Origin of the sequence: Bacillus sp. FSL M7-1020 (assembly GCF_038050415.1) — a bacterium.
Classification (GTDB): Bacteria; Bacillota; Bacilli; order Bacillales; family Bacillaceae_G; genus Bacillus_A; species Bacillus_A toyonensis.
Genome location: NZ_JBBOTW010000001.1, coordinates 925,297 through 940,540, shown reverse-complemented (window position 1 = coordinate 940,540; position 15,244 = coordinate 925,297). Strand labels below are relative to the sequence as shown.

General features: G+C 37.8%; 16 protein-coding genes. 9 read left to right on the top strand and 7 right to left on the bottom strand.

Going from position 1 to position 15,244, the window contains the following annotated elements; genetic code table 11:
- Positions 1-11 precede the first annotated feature (11 nt).
- Both rocD and MHB70_RS04830 read left to right on the top strand, forming a co-directional pair.
- Positions 12-1,202: an ornithine aminotransferase gene (gene rocD, locus MHB70_RS04835; RefSeq protein ID WP_000616647.1), complete on the top strand. Its 1,191-nt coding sequence runs from the start codon at positions 12-14 to the stop codon at positions 1,200-1,202.
- Between the two features lie 110 nt (positions 1,203-1,312).
- Positions 1,313-1,594: a hypothetical protein gene (locus MHB70_RS04830; RefSeq protein ID WP_000926856.1), complete on the top strand. Its 282-nt coding sequence runs from the start codon at positions 1,313-1,315 to the stop codon at positions 1,592-1,594.
- A gap of 35 nt (positions 1,595-1,629) precedes the next feature.
- On the opposite strand, the gene MHB70_RS04825 is transcribed toward MHB70_RS04830, so the two are convergent.
- Positions 1,630-2,529, bottom strand: coding sequence for a fumarylacetoacetate hydrolase family protein (locus MHB70_RS04825; RefSeq protein WP_001213082.1), 900 nt, complete (start codon positions 2,527-2,529; stop codon positions 1,630-1,632).
- 246 nt (positions 2,530-2,775) lie between these two features.
- Here MHB70_RS04825 and MHB70_RS04820 point away from each other — a divergent pair, with 246 nt between their 5' ends.
- From MHB70_RS04820 to gerPF, 7 genes are all read left to right on the top strand, one after another.
- Positions 2,776-2,952 (top strand): aspartyl-phosphate phosphatase Spo0E family protein, encoded by a 177-nt coding sequence (locus MHB70_RS04820; RefSeq protein ID WP_000462849.1) that lies wholly within the window; start codon positions 2,776-2,778, stop codon positions 2,950-2,952.
- 99 nt (positions 2,953-3,051) lie between these two features.
- Positions 3,052-3,273, top strand: coding sequence for a spore germination protein GerPA (gene gerPA / locus MHB70_RS04815; RefSeq protein ID WP_001111187.1), 222 nt, complete (start codon positions 3,052-3,054; stop codon positions 3,271-3,273).
- Between the two features lie 14 nt (positions 3,274-3,287).
- The gene (gene gerPB, locus MHB70_RS04810) at positions 3,288-3,494 is read left to right on the top strand and encodes a spore germination protein GerPB (protein ID WP_001012514.1); all 207 of its coding nucleotides are present in this window, start codon (positions 3,288-3,290) and stop codon (positions 3,492-3,494) included.
- 68 nt (positions 3,495-3,562) lie between these two features.
- The gene (gene gerPC, locus MHB70_RS04805) at positions 3,563-4,177 is read left to right on the top strand and encodes a spore germination protein GerPC (RefSeq protein WP_001070753.1); all 615 of its coding nucleotides are present in this window, start codon (positions 3,563-3,565) and stop codon (positions 4,175-4,177) included.
- A gap of 6 nt (positions 4,178-4,183) precedes the next feature.
- On the top strand, positions 4,184-4,378 hold the full coding sequence (gerPD, locus tag MHB70_RS04800; protein WP_001052804.1) for a spore germination protein GerPD: 195 nt from the start codon (positions 4,184-4,186) through the stop codon (positions 4,376-4,378).
- Positions 4,379-4,393: 15 nt separating this feature from the next.
- Positions 4,394-4,780: a spore germination protein GerPE gene (locus MHB70_RS04795; RefSeq protein ID WP_000902326.1), complete on the top strand. Its 387-nt coding sequence runs from the start codon at positions 4,394-4,396 to the stop codon at positions 4,778-4,780.
- 42 nt (positions 4,781-4,822) lie between these two features.
- Positions 4,823-5,038 carry a spore germination protein GerPF gene (gene gerPF / locus MHB70_RS04790; protein ID WP_001141566.1) on the top strand — a complete coding sequence of 72 codons (216 nt, stop codon included), beginning with the start codon at positions 4,823-4,825 and terminating at the stop codon, positions 5,036-5,038.
- A gap of 88 nt (positions 5,039-5,126) precedes the next feature.
- Here gerPF and MHB70_RS04785 read toward each other — a convergent pair whose 3' ends face one another.
- The 6 genes from MHB70_RS04785 to MHB70_RS04760 all read right to left on the bottom strand — a co-directional run bounded on the left by MHB70_RS04785 (position 5,127) and on the right by MHB70_RS04760 (position 15,212).
- Positions 5,127-5,405: an RNA polymerase alpha subunit C-terminal domain-containing protein gene (locus MHB70_RS04785; protein WP_000224035.1), complete on the bottom strand. Its 279-nt coding sequence runs from the start codon at positions 5,403-5,405 to the stop codon at positions 5,127-5,129.
- Positions 5,406-5,428: 23 nt separating this feature from the next.
- Entirely contained in the window at positions 5,429-9,154 is a 3,726-nt protein-coding gene (gene addA / locus MHB70_RS04780; protein WP_000572319.1) for a helicase-exonuclease AddAB subunit AddA, read from the bottom strand.
- The gene (addB, locus tag MHB70_RS04775; protein WP_061529373.1) at positions 9,151-12,666 is read right to left on the bottom strand and encodes a helicase-exonuclease AddAB subunit AddB; all 3,516 of its coding nucleotides are present in this window, start codon (positions 12,664-12,666) and stop codon (positions 9,151-9,153) included. The genes addA and addB overlap by 4 nt, the downstream gene beginning before the upstream one ends.
- A gap of 116 nt (positions 12,667-12,782) precedes the next feature.
- The gene (gene lepB, locus MHB70_RS04770; RefSeq protein ID WP_000751914.1) at positions 12,783-13,346 is read right to left on the bottom strand and encodes a signal peptidase I; all 564 of its coding nucleotides are present in this window, start codon (positions 13,344-13,346) and stop codon (positions 12,783-12,785) included.
- 182 nt (positions 13,347-13,528) lie between these two features.
- Entirely contained in the window at positions 13,529-14,122 is a 594-nt protein-coding gene (locus MHB70_RS04765; protein WP_000347508.1) for a TVP38/TMEM64 family protein, read from the bottom strand.
- A 508-nt stretch (positions 14,123-14,630) separates the two neighbouring features.
- Positions 14,631-15,212: a competence protein ComK gene (locus MHB70_RS04760; protein ID WP_061529374.1), complete on the bottom strand. Its 582-nt coding sequence runs from the start codon at positions 15,210-15,212 to the stop codon at positions 14,631-14,633.
- Between the last annotated feature and the right edge of the window lie 32 nt (positions 15,213-15,244).

The window sequence follows — 15,244 nt, the reverse complement described above, 5'->3', positions numbered from 1 at the left end:
GGGGAACAATCATGATTCAAACTAAGGATATTATCGAACTTACAGACACATACGGAGCAAATAACTATCACCCACTTCCAATCGTTATTTCTAAAGCAGAAGGCGTTTGGGTAGAAGATCCTGAAGGAAATCGCTATATGGACTTATTAAGTGCATATTCTGCAGTTAACCAAGGTCATCGTCACCCAAAAATTATTAACGCTTTAATTGACCAAGCTAATCGTGTTACGTTAACTTCTCGTGCTTTCCATAGTGATCAATTAGGCCCTTGGTACGAAAAAGTTGCGAAACTAACTAATAAAGAAATGGTACTTCCAATGAATACAGGTGCAGAAGCTGTTGAAACTGCAATTAAAACAGCTCGCCGCTGGGCTTATGATGTGAAAAAAGTAGAAGCAAACCGCGCTGAAATCATCGTTTGTGAAGATAACTTCCACGGACGTACGATGGGTGCTGTTTCTATGTCATCAAACGAAGAGTACAAGCGTGGCTTCGGTCCAATGCTTCCTGGCATTATTGTAATTCCTTACGGTGATTTAGAAGCGTTAAAAGCTGCAATTACACCAAATACAGCAGCATTCATTTTAGAGCCAATTCAAGGTGAAGCAGGAATTAACATTCCACCAGCTGGTTTCTTAAAAGAAGCTCTTGAAGTATGTAAAAAAGAAAACGTTTTATTTGTAGCAGATGAAATCCAAACAGGCTTAGGCCGTACTGGTAAAGTATTTGCTTGCGACTGGGACGATGTAACTCCTGACATGTACATACTTGGTAAAGCACTTGGTGGCGGCGTATTCCCAATCTCTTGCGTTGCAGCAAACCGCGACATTTTAGGTGTATTCGAGCCAGGTTCTCACGGTTCTACATTCGGTGGTAACCCACTTGCATGTGCTGTTTCTATCGCAGCTCTTGAAGTGTTAGAAGAAGAAAAATTAACAGAGCGTTCTCTTCAATTAGGAGAAAAATTAGTTGGGCAATTAAAAGAAATTGATAACCCAATGATTACTGACGTTCGCGGTAAAGGTTTATTCATCGGTATCGAATTAAACGAGCCAGCTCGTCCTTACTGTGAACAACTAAAAGCAGCTGGTCTGTTATGTAAAGAAACACACGAAAATGTAATTCGTATCGCACCACCTCTAGTAATCTCTGAAGAAGATTTAGAGTGGGCATTCCAAAAAATTAAAGCTGTTTTATCGTAATGATAGAGAGGTTGTCCTACACGTTAGGACAACCTCTTTCCTTTTATAGTGATTTATATTAAAGTTCAATTGTAATTTTCTGTTTTTTCATTCATAGAAGGAGGTGCGACATGCTATTAAGATATGGTAAACATATTAACTATTTAGCTACAGCTTTTATTTTAGTTACATTCTTTGGTTTCATCCTTTCCACAACATGGCTTCATTACTCAACTCCTACTACACTCACACTACTGAAAGCATCATTTTGGACTGCTGTTATTCTTACTATTATTGGATTTGGACGAGAAAAAAGCGCACTTGCGGTTATATTATTTGGCATTTGTACACTTGCATTAATTGGTCTTTACACTTTTGCCGTTATCGATTACCTCTATAACCCGAGACCATAGAAAAAAGCTATCTTTATACAAGATAGCTTTTTTCTTCATTTCACTACATTTCGCAAAGTACCAATTCCCTCTACTGTAATGACCACTTCATCACCAGCGTGTAAAAACTTCGGTGGTGTAAAGCCCTTTCCGACACCAGACGGCGTTCCTGTTGCGATAATATCGCCTGGTTCTAATGTCATCCCTTTACTTATCGTTGAAATAATTTCTTCAATTGAAAAAATCATTTTATTTGTGTTTGAAGTTTGTCTTACTTCTCCATTTACTACTGTTTCGATGTGTAATGCGTTCGGCGTTTCAACCATTGATTTATGCATTAAATACGGTCCCATCGGACAAAACGTATCGAAGCTTTTCCCAAGGAAAAACTGTTTATGTTTCCTTTGAATGTCACGAGCGGTTACATCATTTATAACTGTATATCCGAAAACATGGTCAAGCGCTTTTTCTTTTTTTATTTGCTTCCCTCGCTTACCAATAACAATAGCTAGTTCCCCTTCATAATCTAGTTCATTCGTTGCGTGGGAATGCCCATTGATTTTCTCATCAATTCCAATAACTGTTGTTGGTGCTTTCGTAAAAATCATTATATTTTCCGGAATAGACTCTACTCCGCCCATCTCGATTGCATGTTCACGATAGTTTTTCCCAACACAAAGTATATTCTTTCTTGGCCTTGGAATTGGTGCTAATATTTTCACCTCTGTTAACGGATAATACGCTACCCCTTCATTTTCCTTTGCCCAATTTACAATTTCACATATTTTCTCAAGACATTCAGTCCCTCTTTCAATACACTCTAACATTGTAATCGGAATCGTAACCTTTTCCCCTTTTTGTCTTTGCGCTTCTCTTAAGTGCAGTACTTTTTCTTCCTCTTCGTCTACAATACCTACAAATACCTTTTCCTCTTTCTTCGCCGTTACAAAACGCAATATTTCCACTCTCCATCCTAAAACTCATACCATTTAATTGTATTCGCATCTATAAGAAAAAAACCTTCTCATGCACGCTAATTTTTACAATATTCTTCTCGCACCTTATTCGTTACCATTCGTTATTTGACATAAAATGTAGAAATTTTACTTTTTTTAGCGAAGTTGTTTCTTTTTTATGGGATTTTTGTATAATATGTACTACATATATACTAAAAATTTCATTTAGAGATGGAGCCGATTTCAATGTTTGAGCAAGCTATTGAAAAAAAACGTGAAAAAATGATCTATTTTGCTGAACGCTACGGAATGACTTCTCAAAAAACAGTGGATTGTAGCCAAGAACTGGACAGGCTCTTAAATGTAATTTGGCATGTACATACGGATTTTCAACCTAATCAAACATTCGAAACACACACGTAATAACGTGTGTGTTTCTTTTATTTCAAAAAAACACACATTTTATTGAAAACGCCCATACAATAGTAGAAAAGAAAATTTTAAAAACGAAAGGTGTTTTATATGCCAGCTATGGTCGGACATATTCGTATCGTCAATATTGGGTCAAGTGGTATTTTTCACATTGGAGATGTATTTGCGATTAGGCCTATTAGTTATTCACGTGCTTTCGCTGGGGCCGGCTCTTTTAACGTTGGAGATAATGTTTCTGTCTACAATTATCAAAGCGCAACGACTGTCAATGATTCAGATGTAATCGATCAAGCGATAATTGGTTCAACTTAAAGGAGGCAATTGCATTGAATTTTTACGTGAACCAAAGTATTATCATTAACAGTATTAGAATCGATAGCATTACGACTTCTTCTGTATTCCAAATTGGTACGGCCGGAAGTATTAAAGCTCTATCTAAATTTTCAAATACGGGTGGATTTACAGAACCTCTTCGCCCATTACAGGCGAAAGGACAAATTATTTCTATCAAACCATCAAACAGTTCTTCTTAAGGCATCCTTGTCATAAATATATAGCAGGAATATATTTACCCTCCCTATTGAAAAGGAGGTTTCACAAAATGAATCAAGATATATATACTTACTTACACCAACTTCAGCAAGCTCTCCAAATACAACAAGCAACCATCCTTAGCCTAGAAGATCAAGTCCGCCAATTACAAGAAGAGCTTAATGAATTAAAAAGTCGCCCCTCCTCTTCTATAGGAAAAGTGGAATACAAATTCGATCAATTAAAAGTAGAAAATTTAAATGGTACTTTAAATATTGGTTTAAATCCATTTTCAACAAAAGGACAACAAATTGAAGATTTTCAAGTTGATACAGAAACATTGAAGGTCAATCCTGAAACTGACACCAACCCTGACTTTTATCAAGGTATCCTTCAAGAAATGCATCGCTACTTAGATGAAGAAGCATATAATCGAATTCTCCATTTTGAACAAGAAGAGAGAACACCGCTTGATGAAATGTATCGACAAATGATGGTTGATGACATAAAAAAACAGATGGAGCATAGACTTCCTTATTATTTATCACAAGCTCAATCATATGAAGGTATTTCAACAGATCCAGATTATTTACGAGACCTCATTATTCAAGCAATGAAACAAGATATCGACAAAGCCTTTCTATCCTTTATTCAGCACATACCGGGAAATTTCCGAAAGGAGTAAGTATGTATGAATCTTAACGTTGTAAATCGCGAGTTAAAAGTCGGACAGATTAAAATGAACGGTGTATCTTCGTCCGCTCTCTTTTTAATTGGGGATGCAAATTTCCTCATTTTATCTTCTATTCTTGATACACCGTTTGAAACTGTTACAGAGGGTCCATTTGTACCATTAGTAACAGATGTCCCTCCTACTCCAGGTTAAGGAGACTGAGAAATTATGTTACATCATGTGTCTATTGTCCAAAATGTTTCTATTATTTCTTTAGGGATTACTGCTGTATTTCAAGTTGGAGATGCAAATCAAATGGAATTAAAAAGTAGAGCTCTTGCCGTCCACAGGGAAATCCCTTGTTATATAAAAGGTGAAGGGCGCTTAGATGCATTTGAAATCTTTACAGATGAACACATTACAATCCCAAAGCGAACGACAGATGTCAAATTAAATATTATAAATGAATGCCCTTTTATTGAAGTAAATAACGTTGAATTGCGAACACTTTTAAATTCTGGTTGCTTTCAAATTGGAAATGTTGATTATGTTTTTAATAACTCTCGTATTATGCAAATCCGCCAATATATTACGGATGAACCTTCCGCTCAATAATTCATATAGTAATTAAAAAGCTTAGTAAAGTAGGTGGATGGTATGCCTTCTGTTGTTGGAAATCTCGTCGTTCAAAACAGTAACGGTTCTTTCAATTTAGGAGATTTTTATAACGTGTCTCCGAAAGAAAACACGAAAGCCTATAACGGATCTGGAGCTTCCAATGTTGGGTTTGTCGTGAATACGTTTAACGGTGTTAGTGCAACAAATACGTTTGATTCTGATGTGGCAGATCAAGATCAGATTGGAACAGCGTAAAAAAGAGGTGTCTCCTATAGGTGACACCTCTTTTTTATATGAAATAGTAACGGATCTTTTCTTTGAAAATTATTCATCACATCACCATTTATTTAAATGATAATCCGCCCTCCTCCAAAGCCTTTCTAAGCTTTGGTAAAGATGCGGGGCCCATACCATGCAGTTTTAAAATTTCTTTTTCACTATATTTTGAGAGCTCTTCTACAGTGTGAATACCATGGTGCTCTAATGCCCTTCTTGCTGGTGCTGAAAGAAGAGAGAGAAAACCTTCTTTTGGCTTTCTCTCTTTCTCACAGGTTGGGCAAGTTGGACAATCGCTACTTTTATAGTACTCGTGTCCCTGTTCACAAGTTCTTAACGTTGCCATTTTTTATAGCCCCTTTCTGTTGTCTATTCCTCAATATTCACAACATGATTCCCATCAAAGAAGTATAAACATTTCTCTTTCACAGGATGTTGTAAGCTTTTCTCGAGTGCTTTTGCATATAACGAAAGCTGCACTTTATAGCGATCTTCTAAAATTGGTTTTGCTTGTTCAAATCCGCCTGGGAATTTACCTTCAATCGTATCTGTTTTGAAATCGATTAGCGTAATACCATCTTCTTCTTCAATCATGCAGTCGATAACCCCTTGGACAAGAATCGATTCCCCGCTATTCCCTTGCCAATCTTGATATGCTTCTTCTGCTGATAGCATCATCGTAAATGGAACTTCACGCTCAACACTTTTCGCCGCTAATACCCTTTTACCTAGGTCACTGTCAAAGAATGAAATTACTTTTTCAATCGCTATTTCTTCCGCCTGCTCGAATGTTAACAATTCCTTATTTACCATTCCAGCAATTTGTTCTTGAAGAACTTCAACCGTAATCGGCTTCTTCAAATCTACATGTTGCATAACGGTATGGACTGCCGTCCCACGCTCTGCGTACGTTAATCCTTTTTTCTCCATAAAGCGCGGACGTGTTTTAATTGGTGCACGTAGTTTTTTAATAAAGGCGTTATCGCTGCCTTCTTCAGACTGATAATTTCTCTTTATTTCTGTAACGGATTGCTTCGCACGATGAGAGGTTGCTTCCTCATACCCGTACTTCCACATTAACCTATCGTACACTTCTTCTTTTCGTTCACTTTGTAATGGCACAGCCTTTTTCTCACGAAGTGCTTCTAACAACTCTTGTTTCTCTTCTTGAACTGGCTCTGGTGCAAGTAGCGTGTTACCGTCCACAACTTCTACTTTCCAGCTAGTGTCATACCCGTAAATTTCATCTGGAATACTTCCTTGTCCTAATTCAAGAAGTATTTCACTATCACGATGTCTATATAATGAAGGTGCAATCCAGTCTAAATAGCAAGACGCTCCAGCACGTATGTGATCTGGTAATAACCATTCACTATGTTCCCTCGCATCGAGCCATTTTTCCATTTCCTTATTTGCATCCTTAACTGTTCCGATTAAAATTAACTTCTCTTTTGCACGCGTTAAAGCTACGTATAATACGCGCATTTCTTCCGCAATTAATTCCATTTTCATTTTACGTTTAATTGCAAGTTGCGATAATGTCGTATATTTAATTCGTTTACGCGGATCAATGAACTGTGAACCGAAACCGAAGTCTTTATGCAGTAAGAAACGTTTCATTAAATCTTGTGTATTAAAACGACGACCGAGTCCAGCTACAAATACGACCGGGAACTCAAGTCCCTTACTTTTATGAATCGTCATAATGCGAACAACATCTTCTTGTTCACCAAGAGCTCTCGCCGTCCCCATATCGTCACCGCGTTCTAAAATACGTTCAATAAAACGTAAGAAGCGGAATAATCCTCTAAATGATGTTGCTTCATATTGCCTTGCGCGGTCATATAATACACGCAAGTTTGCCTGCCTTTGCTTTCCAGCTGGTAAACCGCCGACAAAGTCATAATACCCTGTCTCACCGTACACTTTCCAAATTAAATCAGAAAGTGATTGTTGGCGCGCGAATTCACGCCATCCTTGTAGTAAGTTATAAAACCATTCTAGTTTTTCATGAAGTTCTTGTTCTTCTTCAAGCGGTGCACCTTTTAAGAATGAGCTCATTACTTCATAAAATGACCCTTTCTTTCCGTGAGCACGAAGCGTCGCAAGTTCTTCATCATTTAATCCAACGATCGGTGAACGAAGTACTGCTGCAAGTGGAATATCTTGCATCGGATTATCAATAACGCGGAATACGTTCATCATAATATTTACTTCTGTCGCTTCAAAGTAACCAGTCGCAAGGTCTGCATATACTGGAATTCCTTGTAGTTTTAACTCTTCCATAATTTGCGGTGCCCACGGCATAGAGCGAAGTAAAATAACGAAATCACGATATTGCACTGGTCGCATACTATCCGTTTTTCGGTCATACACTTCATAACCTGAATCGACCATCGCTTTAATGCGCTGCGCCATAAGACGAGCTTCCAGTTGCGCCTTTTCGACTTCCGTACCTTCTTCACCCTCTAGTACTTCTTCTTCCGTTTGCTGAATGCATAATAATTCAGCTGCTACATCTTCACCTATTGGATAGCTAGCACCTAGCTTTAATTCAGCGTCAGCATCGTAATCGATTTCCCCAACTTCTTCGCCCATAATTTGTTTGAATATAAAGTTCGTACCTGCTAGTACTTCATGACGACTACGGAAGTTTTTCGCTAAATCAATCTTCATTCCGCCGCCCGATCCTTCTTGCGTGAAGCGTTTATACTTTCCTAAGAATAAGCCTGGTTCTGCTAGTCGGAAACGGTAGATTGACTGTTTTACGTCACCAACCATGAACAAGTTCCCTTCACTCTCAGAATCTTTCGTTACGAATTTAATAATGGATTCCTGTACGAAGTTCGTATCTTGATATTCATCGACTAGTACTTCTGCAAATTTATTACGATATTGAAGCGCTACTGCTGATGGCTTCACTTCATCATTTTCACTTTGTTCACTTAAAATTTGCAAACAGAAATGCTCTAAATCTGTGAAATCAACCATTCCTTTATCTCGCTTCATCGCTTGGAAACGCTCTGTAAAGACTTTTACGAGCTTCACGAGTTTTTCTAATACAGGATGCATATCTTGAAAATCTCGTAAGAAACTTTCAGGTTTGCGGCTAAATAACTCTTCTTGTAATTTCTTCACTTCATCTTTCGCTTTATTACGAAGAGAGTCTACTTGTTTTACAACATCCTCGTTGTAATCACTTTTCTTAATACGCTTTAACGTTTGCCACGATACGTTTTGCATCGCTTCATACACGCTTGTCCACGATTCACGAGCTGCTGATGATAACATTCCAAGTAAAGCTGCATCCGCTTGCAGGGTTTCAACGCGAGGCGCCGGGCCGTCAGGAAGCATTGCGAGTTCGGTTGCTTTACGAATATGTTGTTCCGCTGTTTCAAGCTGGAATCTCACATCTTCTAATAGGTAAGAAGCATACACTAAATCTTCAATTGTCTTTCCTTCCACGTCGTATGCTTCTACTAATTTATCGAGCCATTTTTCCGGATTTGGATGCGCTCTTGATTCTGTATGAAGCGCTAAAATCATTCTTTGTAAGTCATCATCACTACGGTCACTCGTATAGCGATCAACTAATTCAAAGAAAATACTATTATCTTCGATTCCATACTCTTCTTCTAATATGTCATCTAGCACTTCTTCTTTTAACAACTCATTTTCTGTTTGATTTGCAATACGAAAACGAGGATCAACATCCAGCATGTAGTAATACCCTCTAATTACTTGTAAACAAAATGAATGGATCGTTGAAATAGATGCTTTATTTAATAGGCTCAGCTGTTTTCTTACATGTTGAGATCCTGGCTCATCAATTAGTACTTTTTCTAACGCTTCTCCAATTCGATTTTTCATCTCTTGCGCCGCTGCATTCGTAAATGTTACAACGAGCAGGCGATCGACATCGACTGGATTTTCCTCATTAATAATCTTTTTAATCATACGTTCAACTAATACTGCTGTTTTTCCCGATCCAGCTGCTGCTGCGACTAAAATGTCACGTCCATTCGCTACAACGGCTTTCCACTGGTCATCTGTCCATTGACTACCTTCTGGTTTTTTAGGCCAATTCTCTATCATTCTCCGTCAACCTCCTCTCTAATTTTCTCCATCGCTTCACTATCTTTCATATCTTTTAACGTACGGAATTGATTATCTTCAAGTGATTCATCAAACTGACAGACAGATTTGAAGTTACAGAACGTACATGCCGCTTTATTCCCCTTTTTGTAAGGAGCAATATCAATAACACCTTCTGTAATGTCTTTTCCGATATTTTCAAACGTATGGTGTACATATTTTTGCAGTACGTTAAACTCTTGCTCACTTGCAATGCTAGAACGCGCACTAAAACTACCGTCTTTTTTCAGACCAGCAGAAATAATATCTGAACTTCCTGTTGAAAGTTTGTTATCCATTAAACGAACAACGTCAGCATCTCCTAGTACGAGGCCTTTCATTTTAAATTTCTTTAAAATTTCTTTTTCAATTTCAGCTTCAGATGCGTCACCTTTCATTTCAACAATCGGGTTATGAATATGAAAGTACAGTACACCAGCAGGTGATGCTGCGTGGCCTTTTTTCATCCACGTTTGTGCATTTGTAGTAACGACATCTAAATACGTTAACATTTGAAGTGCCAATCCGTAATACACTTCCGTTAAGTCTAACGCTTTTGAACTTGATTTATAATCAATAATACGAAGGAATGTTCCGTTTTCATCTTCAGCCTTATCCACACGGTCAATACGGCCGATAACTTCCATCTTCACACCATTTGGTAATGAGAATTCCATCGGCGGAAGCGATCCCGTACCGCCCATACCGAATGGCACCTCTAAATCAACTGGTACGAAACCGCTCGACTTCGCGTGTTCACGAAGAATGATTGACGTACGGAAAATGATTTGTTGTAGTTTTTGTTTTAAATAGAAATGACGATTTGAGCTTAATAAAATTTGTCTTTGTAATAACGGTGCGATTTCTTCTATTACTAAAACAGAAAGATGCTCACACTCTTTTATTGATAAATCCGCCCAAGTGCGGTTTTCGCGTAATAGCCTGTCTGCAATTCTCTTCAGTGCTGCATGGAATAGTTCACCGATATCTGGTGCATCTAGTTTAAAAATATCACGCTCTCTTAACGATAAACCGTGCTGCGCGAAATGAGCGTACGCACAACGGTTGAAGAGTTCCATACGAGAAACGCTTCCTTTTATTTTATCTCCGTATAAATCTCTACTTACTACCGTACTTAGTTTCTGCGCACGATTTCGATAGAATAAACTCGATAACACGCGACTACTTTTTTGTTTCCATTCATCCGAAGTGACGTAGAAGTTATAGACGTCCCACCAAAAATCTAGATTCCCTTCAAATCCGTATCGCTTCCACGTTTGTAGTTGCTGCATGACATAAGATAACGTCACTTCTGGCGTTGCTACGTATGAAATTTGTTCCGAACGCGATAAGTCGTTTACGTCATTCGTAATAAACGAGTCTTTCACATTAGGGAACATTCTTTTTATTTTCTTAATAAAGCTAGATGCAAGTAATGTCTTTCCTTCTTCATCTGCAAGTGGGCATGAAATATATAATTTCTCAGACGCTCTCGTTACCATCTGATACATAACGAACTGCTCTTCTAATAAAGTTTGTCTCGTCGTTGGCGCGAGTTCAATTCCTGCCGCACCAAGAACTTCTCTTTCCTCATCAGAAAGCATCCCTTCATCCATCGGTGCTGCTGGAATAACTCCTTCATTTACGCCGATAATAAACGTAGCTTTCACATCTGATAACCTGGAGTGATCAATATTGGCAACTAATACTTGATCTAATGATGGCGGAATGTTAGCGAATTGAAGTGCCTCAAGTCCTGTCGACATAACGTCCGTGAACATAGATAGTGACATTTTCTCCTCACCAAGCATTTCTACAAACGTATCAAGAAGGCTCATTACTTCTTCCCATACTTGTTCATGGTCTGTTGCAAATAAGAAATCTCCGCTCTCTTCTGCACGTATACGTAATTCTTCTAACTTCTTTGGAACGTCAAGTTCTTCTAAAAATAAGTAAACCGCTTCGCACATTTGCATCACTGTTCCCGCACGCTTTAACCTTTTTTGCATGCGAATAACTGGCGTTCTTACAACATCACGCAGCCTGTTTATTTTCTCTTCCATTTCACGTTCAATATCTGTTATCATTCCGTTTGTATCGTCAAGTGAACGGTAACGGCGATACATCCACGGATCCTCAGAAGTCCATCTCTTCCCTTGTACACCGTACGCTAAACAGTAGTTTTCGAACTCATCCATCTCTTCACGCATCATTTCTTTCCTTACGTCTAATGGATATAAAAGCTCTGTTTTCACGCAGCGAAACACCGCGTCATAACGCCAATTTCCGCTAATAATTTCTAAGGCAGAACGAATACACTCTACTAATGGATGATGTGACATCGGGCGTTTTTCATCGATGAAGTGTGGAATATTATAATCTGTAAATAACGTTCGCATCACATCGTAATAACTTTCCCCGTTACGAAGAAGTACTGCAATATCTCGATAACGATACGTTTCATCCGCGACAAGTCTACGAATTTCACGAGCAACCCCTTCTACTTCAGCTCGTAAATTCGCCGCTGTACTAATTGTTACACTTGCTTCATCATAATACTTTTCATTCGGACGCGCTTCATAATGCGTTTCTAAATGAGCTAATGCCGGAGAATGAAAACGCGGTTGTTCCATAAGTGGAATTGTTTTTTCAATTTCTATTTTCTCTTCACGCGCTACTTGTTTTATTTTTTCATATGTTAACGTCGTTTCATAAAATAAATCCAGTTCATTCACTGGCTGCGCTAATGTTTTTTCATCTATCGTTAACGTAATTGTGACTCTCGCTCCACAAATCATGAGCTGTCTTACAATTTCAAGTTCTTGCGGAGAAAATGAATGAAACCCATCTATATAAATTTCAGCACCATTTACATACTCAGACTGCGGAAGCTTTTCCACTAGCAATTGTAAATAGTCTTCTGAATCTAAATATTTCCCGATTAAAGCACGTTCAAAATCATCATATAATAGCTGTAAATCATATACTTTATTCGCTAATAACTTTTGCTCAGCACTGCTACTATGCGCATCTAATTGTTGCCACATTTCATATACGTTAGATGGCGTCACATTGTAACGTTTAAACTCCGCAATCATACTGCCAAGATGCTCAAAGAAACCGTTTTGCTCCGCTGCTTTTTGGAACACCGATAATCCATCTTTACGAGATTCTACAATTTTACGAAGTAACATATGCACACCCGCTTCATCAATATGAAGACGACTCGCTCCGCCAACTTCTTGCAACACCTTCCAAGCTAATCGTGAAAAACTAAAAACTTGTGCCCGAATAGAACCTCTTACATCCTCACTTTCAATTAACGCCTGCTGCGTCTGGAATGTCATCTGTTCTGGCACAAGATATAATATTGTTTTGCCTCTCGGGCGCTGTTTTAACTCTTCTTGCACTTCTCGTAAACAAAGTGTACTCTTTCCACTTCCCGCTCTACCAATCACCAATCGAAGTGACATGTAACCCCACCTTTCACTTACACAACGAACGTTAGTTTGCCACTATAATTGTATTATAGTACACGAAAAAAGACAAACGGAGTTGTTTGTCTTTTCTATACTTCTACTTCATTATATCAACCTTTTGAAAAATTCGTTTGCACCTCTTGAATTGGCCAATATCTTAAATCGACTTTACCGACAACTGTATCAGCCTTCACAAAGCCAAAGTGTCTACTATCCCAGCTCCCAAGGCGGTTATCGCCTATTACAAAAATATGACCAGCTGGCACCACCTTTTCTTTTGTTAACTCTTCTAATGTAAAATCACCTGTTAGTTGCCTTCCATTTATCTCTTTCTTGTACTTCTCTAAATAAGGCTCATCAATAAATTGACCGTTTATATACAACTTATCATGCTTATATTCAATATGGTCTCCAGGTAAACCGATAATTCGCTTTACATAGTCTTCTTTTTTATTCGCATGAAAAACGACGACATCGAACCTGTTCAAGTCCCCCACTTGATAACTCACCTTATTTACAACGAGCATATTGCCATCCTGCAATGTCGGCATCATTGACTTCCCCTCTACAACGTACGTTGAAAAGAAAAACGTTCGAAAAAATACAGCTAATAGTACACCAATTAAAATTGTTCGTATCCACTCTAGGCCTTCTTTTTTCAAAGTTTTCTTCATCCGCTTCTCCCCTTACCCTTTAATAATGAAGCTTGCATTTATAAAGTGAAACTTAATCGGTGGGGATTTTGTTCATCCCGCACCGATCGGGCAGTTTGATCCCCACCTAACTTCTCTGCTTCAGCCGAATTTTTTGGAGGGAGTTTCACTGCCCTCAAATAGTGGGACAAAGAAGACTATTCTTAATGTAGTTCTAACTTTACTTCAATTCTTTTACCGACATACCATAAAATAAAAATAACAATCGCTACAATAACTGATTTCACCGGCTTATGAATAAACGACATTAAATCATGACCGATGTACGTTAAAATAAAAATCATCACAAGCTTCCCGAATGCGAGCGCAAGTCCGAACTGTTTTACGCTAATGCGAGATAAACCAGCTACAACGTTTATAAGCGCAGACGGTGTAAACGGAAAACAAAATATAACAAACACTGGCGCGAATCCTTTCCTTTCAATCCACCCCATTGCCTTGCGCACTTTCTCATGCTTATTTACAAAAGAAAAGAAACGGCTTCGTCCAAAATGGCGGATAATGAAAAAAACAAGCATAGCACCGATTACTGATCCAAGCCATGAATAAAGGAAACCCAGCCAAAATCCAAATGCAACAGCATTCGCTAGTACAAACACAATAAGTGGTAATGCTGGAATAAGCGCCTCTATCATCGGCAAACCGATGCCAAGAAGCGGTCCGAACGCCTTATAACTTTCAACAATATGATCCATATTTTCTGGTGAAAAATACTCTTTGATTGACTGAAAATCCATTCTACACTTTACCCCTTTACTCTAATTACTACCTCTACTGTATCATTGCTTTTCTGAAAGAGGAAATGGTAGATACGACATATGGAGATGTAATTATTAAGTTTCCATGTCCTTCATTAGAATTCCTTCATTATTTAGCTATGATAATCTTTCAATATTCGACAGGATATGAAGATAATTTAGACACTATACACAAATTGTAACTTAACGGTTACGTTTGATGAAAAAGCAGAAACTACAGAAAGGAATAATTCGTCTTTTTCAAAAAAATACCCTTACTGCACGTAAGGGTATTTCTACCTATATAGAAAGAAGTATCATGTATGCCACAAATATAAAATGATATATATCCACACTACATTAAATATATATAAGGAAATTACCATTATATTGTTCCATTAAAGAACAATATATTTGTACATCTCACTCGGTTTATTTATGAATCTTACAGCGTAAACTGTATATATAATGAAATAAAAAAAGGATGAGTCTCCTCATCCTTTTCCTCTCACACATCTTCTTCCCTAACAAAATACACTTTCTCATAAGCTGGTCTTAATGTTGATTCATCTCTTTTATCAATTTCTTTAAAACAAGGATTTCCTTGTTTCTTCTTTCGATCTTCATATTCTGTACGCAGTTTCGCTGTACGATTTTGTTGATTTTCAAAACTACTTTTTGATATTTCTAATTTCACAGCAAAGCCATTTATAAATCGAATCATAAGATTTCCATCTTTTAATTCTCGATTACTTTCGATATAAAAATGCGACAGCCACGCGCACTCTTTTCTAGAATAAGAATAAGTAGGGAAAAAATAAAGTTGATCTGTCGGACTGATTGCAATCGGTGCTTTATGTGTAATGTGCGTTAACTCTTTCGTTCCTTCTTTTCTGCCCAAAAAACTAGATCCATGCTTACGACAACTTCTCTCTATAATATCTAGAGGCTTTTGAAATACGAAAAAAGAATCTTCCATTTCAACAACTCGCGTAACAATTTTCTTTTCACTTAGAATAACAGGAAGTAAGGCCATTGTATTTTTAGTTACAACATAATTTTCGACATAGCGTTCTACTTTACTTTCCATATCCTATTATCTCCTTTTTTCATTTTCTATTT

Excerpts from the sequence above, each read along its gene's own strand:
- rocD (WP_000616647.1), top strand. The coding sequence starts at position 12 with ATGATTCAAACTAAGGATATTATCGAACTTACAGACACATACGGAGCA.
- MHB70_RS04830 (WP_000926856.1), top strand. The coding sequence starts at position 1,313 with ATGCTATTAAGATATGGTAAACATATTAACTATTTAGCTACAGCTTTT.
- MHB70_RS04820 (WP_000462849.1), top strand. The coding sequence starts at position 2,776 with ATGTTTGAGCAAGCTATTGAAAAAAAACGTGAAAAAATGATCTATTTT.
- gerPA (WP_001111187.1), top strand. The coding sequence starts at position 3,052 with ATGCCAGCTATGGTCGGACATATTCGTATCGTCAATATTGGGTCAAGT.
- gerPC (WP_001070753.1), top strand. The coding sequence starts at position 3,563 with ATGAATCAAGATATATATACTTACTTACACCAACTTCAGCAAGCTCTC.
- gerPD (WP_001052804.1), top strand. The coding sequence starts at position 4,184 with ATGAATCTTAACGTTGTAAATCGCGAGTTAAAAGTCGGACAGATTAAA.
- MHB70_RS04795 (WP_000902326.1), top strand. The coding sequence starts at position 4,394 with ATGTTACATCATGTGTCTATTGTCCAAAATGTTTCTATTATTTCTTTA.
- gerPF (WP_001141566.1), top strand. The coding sequence starts at position 4,823 with ATGCCTTCTGTTGTTGGAAATCTCGTCGTTCAAAACAGTAACGGTTCT.
- MHB70_RS04785 (WP_000224035.1), bottom strand. The coding sequence starts at position 5,405 with ATGGCAACGTTAAGAACTTGTGAACAGGGACACGAGTACTATAAAAGT.
- addA (WP_000572319.1), bottom strand. The coding sequence starts at position 9,154 with ATGATAGAGAATTGGCCTAAAAAACCAGAAGGTAGTCAATGGACAGAT.
- addB (WP_061529373.1), bottom strand. The coding sequence starts at position 12,666 with ATGTCACTTCGATTGGTGATTGGTAGAGCGGGAAGTGGAAAGAGTACA.
- lepB (WP_000751914.1), bottom strand. The coding sequence starts at position 13,346 with ATGAAGAAAACTTTGAAAAAAGAAGGCCTAGAGTGGATACGAACAATT.
- MHB70_RS04765 (WP_000347508.1), bottom strand. The coding sequence starts at position 14,122 with ATGGATTTTCAGTCAATCAAAGAGTATTTTTCACCAGAAAATATGGAT.
- MHB70_RS04760 (WP_061529374.1), bottom strand. The coding sequence starts at position 15,212 with ATGGAAAGTAAAGTAGAACGCTATGTCGAAAATTATGTTGTAACTAAA.